At 47.0% G+C, this 4,915-nt stretch carries 4 protein-coding genes; 1 reads left to right on the top strand and 3 read right to left on the bottom strand.

Annotation, left to right across the window (positions count from 1 at the left end; genetic code table 11):
- The coding region (locus LUQ50_RS15810; RefSeq protein WP_300041393.1) for a tetratricopeptide repeat protein at positions 1–403 on the top strand (403 nt) is incomplete at its 5' end.
- Positions 404–443: 40 nt separating this feature from the next.
- Here LUQ50_RS15810 and LUQ50_RS15805 read toward each other — a convergent pair.
- The 3 genes from LUQ50_RS15805 to kdpB all read right to left on the bottom strand — a co-directional run bounded on the left by LUQ50_RS15805 (position 444) and on the right by kdpB (position 4,868).
- Positions 444–647 (bottom strand): hypothetical protein, encoded by a 204-nt coding sequence (locus LUQ50_RS15805; RefSeq protein WP_300041391.1) that lies wholly within the window; start codon positions 645–647, stop codon positions 444–446.
- A gap of 166 nt (positions 648–813) precedes the next feature.
- The gene (locus tag LUQ50_RS15800; RefSeq protein ID WP_300041389.1) at positions 814–2,760 is read right to left on the bottom strand and encodes a DUF4118 domain-containing protein; all 1,947 of its coding nucleotides are present in this window, start codon (positions 2,758–2,760) and stop codon (positions 814–816) included.
- Between the two features lie 2 nt (positions 2,761–2,762).
- Complete coding sequence (gene kdpB / locus LUQ50_RS15795) at positions 2,763–4,868, bottom strand: potassium-transporting ATPase subunit KdpB (protein ID WP_300041387.1); 2,106 nt, start codon at positions 4,866–4,868, stop codon at positions 2,763–2,765.
- Positions 4,869–4,915: the final 47 nt, after the last annotated feature.

The following is a 4,915-nucleotide window of genomic DNA, read 5'->3' as shown; positions in this document are numbered from 1 at the left end:
ATACTACAGCGGAGGAGAGTATGACGATGCAATAACTGCTTACATGAATGCAGTTGCCATCAACCCTGACTATGCTGAAGCATGGAATAATCTCGGGGTGACCTACACAGAAGTTGGCAGATACAACGATGCCATGCTAGCATTCAAACGAGCTGTTCTCATTAATCCGCGATATGTGGAAGCATGGAACAACCTCGGGAATGTATATCAGAAACTGGGACTTTATAACGAAGCAAGAGATGCATATCAGCGGGCAACCACCCTCTCTAACGATTATAGCGGCCTTCCTCCGTTAGACCAACGCATGCCATATAATTCACCATATCAGGGACCAGGAAATCAACCCTTCGGCCCACAGTCACCCGGACAGGGACCGGGAATGGGTGGACCCCGGGGACGATAACCCGAATCGGGTTCCTTTGTCATGAAAATGCTTTGCATCTTCATACATTGAGTCTGATGAGAACCATCACGCCCTTTTTTTGAATATTACTGCGGTTCCGATGCTTGGCAGACACCGATGATATATCAGAAATTTTCAGGTTCGCAAGATGTCCCACCACATGAGAGCAGTACCGCTTACGGTAGCGTTCACAAACCAGTTCTTCGGAGACTGAAAGACCTAACCAGATCAGGATCCGATCCATACGATCACCTCGCCAACACCGGTGCCCAGAGAGATCATTGCTGCATTTCAGCTAGAGGATATCGAAATAACACGATAAATGTAGGACTATGATCTACTCTGGACACAGATAATTGAAACTGGACTTACCCTTCTGAAACGAAGAAAAACCTTCATTTATTGATAACTTATCCTGAAAACCGTTCTATCGCGAGAGCGGTCAGATCTGCAAATATTTCAAGAACTCTTCCTTCATCCGGGGAGATTACTCCATCAACCTCTTCTGGTTTTATCCCTAATACTCCGAGAATCCCGTTTCGACTTTTCATCGGAATGAATCGCAAGCGTGAAGCATGCAGAGTATCAGTGTCATACCCGGCAACGATACCTTTCGAGAACGCCCACAGGGCAACTGCCACCTCATCTTCATTGATGAACAAATCCTTGGAGGAACCCTGGATCTTAAGAGATTGATTATCAGGCATGAAAATTACCGCCTGCCAGTTAAAGTTCTCTTCGATCTTCGATATTACCGCAGAAATTACCGATGCCAGATCAGCGGCTCCGGTGAGTTTTTTTGCGAGATTATAGAGCATTGCATTCTCTTTCTCACGGGAATGTGCTGAGATCGCAAAGTCCTGAGCCTTTGAGATCAGGATACTGATGACAATGCCAACCAGAATCATTCCGATAAAGGTTATGAGATATTGCGTATCTGAAACTCTGAATGTATAATAAGGGGCCACTAGGAAAAAATCAAACATGAGAACCCCGATGATTGAAGTGAAGATTGCAAGATATAAACCCCGGCGAAATGCGGCAATTACTACTGCAATCAGGTAAAACATCATCAGGTTCGTCTGTGATATGAAATTCTTTGTCAGTTCTCCCAGAATTGTTACAAAGCTAACAAGAACCAGACTCTCCAGATACCTCCCGGGTAAAATGACCGGAATAAATGCCTCATCTGAATAGGATATATTTTTGATTTCTTTGTCAGCAGTGCTGACAACATATACATCAATATCCCCACTTTTATGAATCATCTGGTCGACGATCGATCCAAAAACAATCTCTTTCCACCGGGGACGAAGTGTCTTACCGATGATGATCCGGGTAATGTTATGCTTTTTTGCATACTCGATCAACGTATCCGGGATATTAAGGCCGAAAAGCGTTTCAGTCTTCCCTCCAAGGCTTTCAGCAAGCTTGATGTTCTTCCAGAGATGTTCTTTAGCCGACTTTGAAAGGCGGTGATGCATTGGAGTTTCGACATACACTGCCCACCAATCAGAATTGATACGGTCTGCCTGTCGTTTTGTTCTTCTGATCAGTTTTTCAGAAAGCGGGCTCGGTCCGATAGAGACGAGAAGGTGTTCAGAAACCGACCATGGTCCGGGAATTGACCGGGTCTGCATGTACTCAAGCATCTGATTATCTACCCGGTCCGCTGTTTTTCGAAGGGATAATTCACGAAGGGCAAAGAGATTTCCTTCATTAAAAAATTGCTCAACTGCCCGGGTAGCCATATCTGGGACATAGACCTTTCCATCAGCCAGCCTGGCCCGAAGTTCAGGCGGGGGAATGTCCATGAGTTCTATCTCGTCAGCATCATCAAGGATCCGATCAGGAATGGTCTCCTTTACGATTACGGATGTTATCTGTGCTACCACATCGCGTAGACTCTCCAGATGCTGAATATTGAGAGTGGTATAGACGTCTATCCCTGCCTGTAGTATCTCTTCAACATCCTGATATCGTTTTGAATGCCGTGATTCAGGGGAATTAGTGTGGGCAAGTTCGTCAACGAGAACCAGTTCAGGATGCTGCACGAGGATTGCATCAAGATCCATCTCAAAGAGAGTTGTTGTTTTATAGCGAACACAAAGGCGAGGAATAATGGGAAGGCCTTGAATAAGGGCATCTGTTTCTGATCTTCCATGGGTCTCCACATACCCGATCCTAACATTGACCCCCTCGGCAAGACGTTCATGAGCCGCTTTCAGCATCCCGTAGGTCTTCCCTACTCCTGCTGCATATCCGAGAAAAATTTTTAATTTTCCCCGTTTTTCACGGATTACGTCTTTCTGAATCTGACTGAGTAATACATCCGGGTCAGGCCTTCCATCATCCATTATCATCCCATGCCGAACATGACAAAGATCATGTCTATGAGTTTAATGCCGATAAATGGAGCAATAACTCCTCCGATTCCATAAATCAAAATATTATTCCGAAGCGCTTCATCAGCGGTCATCGGTTTATACTTCACTCCCCGAAGAGCGAGTGGGATGAGAACTACGATGATAAGTGCATTAAAAATTACTGCTGAAAGGATCGCCTGGTGAAGACCCATAATATTGAGTGCTGCTAGAGCCGGGTAGGTTCCAATAAATGCAGCAGGGATAATGGCAAAATACTTGGCAATATCGTTCGCAATACTGAACGTGGTAAGAGCCCCTCTGGTCATGAGCAGTTGTTTTCCAATCTCGACAATTTCTATCAGTTTGGTAGGGTTACTATCGAGATCAACCATATTTGCGGCTTCTCTGGCTGGTTGAGTGCCCGTGTTCATCGCAACTGCCACATCGGCCTGGGCGAGAGCTGGAGCGTCATTGGTACCATCCCCGGTCATGGCCACCAGTCTTCCCCCCTCTTGATACTCCCTGATGAGTCGCAATTTGCTTTCCGGAGTCGCTTCTGCAAGGAAATCATCGACACCGGCTTCAGCCGCAATCGTTGCAGCGGTAAGCCGGTTATCACCGGTGATCATGATGGTCTTGATACCCATATGTCGTAATTGTGCAAACCGCTCTTTAATCCCACCTTTGACGATATCTTTCAGATATATTACGCCGAGTGCTTTCCCATTCTTCGTCACTACGAGCGGGGTTCCACCGGACCGAGATATCGTATCGACTTTTGCAATAAGATCCTCAGATACCTGGTGACCCGCTGCTTTCATGTACGCGAAAACTGCCTCTGCGGCTCCTTTGCGTATTTCTGTCTGGTTATAAATGACTCCGCTCATGCGGGTATGACTGGAAAACGGGATAAACTGCATCTCGGGAGCATCATCATGAGCACCGACGGTCCTTCCCCGAAGCCCGTACTTTTCTTTTGCCAGAACTACAATACTTCGCCCTTCGGGTGTTTCATCAGCCAGGGAAGCAAGTTGTGCAACTTCAGCGAGTTCAGTGATCCCGGTCCCGTCAACCGACATGAGTTCAACCGCTTCGCGGTTTCCAAGAGTAATGGTTCCCGTCTTGTCAAGAAGAAGCACATCCACATCTCCCGCTGCTTCGATAGCACGGCCTGACGTGGTTATCACATTTCTCCGGATCAACCGATCCATTCCGGCTATACCGATAGCGCTGAGCAGACCTCCGATGGTGGTCGGAGCCAGGCAGACCAGGAGGGCAATAAGAATCGTGGCACTCACCACGGTCCCCGAACCTGAAGCCCTGACACTATACCACGAAAAGGCATAGAGGGTAGCACAGACAATGATGAATATTGCGGTAAGACTGATGAGAAGAATATGTAATGCAATCTCATTCGGAGTCTTCTGACGTTTTGCTCCTTCAATGAGCGAGATCATCTTATCTAAGAATCCTTCACCTGGATTTGCCGTTACTCTGACCACCAGCCAGTCTGATAAAACCGTAGTTCCACCGGTTACTGCACTGCGATCTCCTCCTGCTTCCCGAATAACCGGAGCACTCTCACCGGTGATTGCACTCTCATTGACTGATGCTATCCCCTGGATAATCTCTCCATCAACCGGTATGATTCCTCCCGCAGCAACATAGAAGAGATCATCTTTTCTGAGCTCGGAGGAAGAAATATTTTTACAAATTGACTCCTCCGGAGTTACATTTAGCACCGGTTTGTAATGATTCGGTAACCGGTTTGCCTGCGTATCTTGTCGCATCTGCCGCAATGCCTGGGCTTGAGCCTTTCCTCTCCCTTCTGCGAGAGCTTCGGCAAAATTTGCAAAGATAACCGTGAACCAGAGCCAGAACGATACCATGCCTACAAACCAGGCAGATTCATCACCAACCTTGAAAACCGCCAATATCCAGAAGATAGTGGTGAGGGCACTTCCCACCTCTACCACAAACATGACCGGATTTTTGATCATGAGTTGTGGATCGAGTTTGGTGAACGCCTCTCGCGATGCACTCGCGTAGATCTCTTTTGATGACGTGGTATGACGGGAGTGGAGTCTGGTATCAGACATGTCAGATGCCTCCCATCTGGATCAAATATTCAGCAATCGGACCAAGT

Origin of the sequence: Methanospirillum sp., from assembly GCF_028679455.1 — an archaeon.
GTDB lineage: Archaea > Halobacteriota > Methanomicrobia > Methanomicrobiales > Methanospirillaceae > Methanospirillum.
Note: the sequence above shows the minus strand (reverse complement) of the source record. Positions and strands in the feature narration are given on the sequence as shown.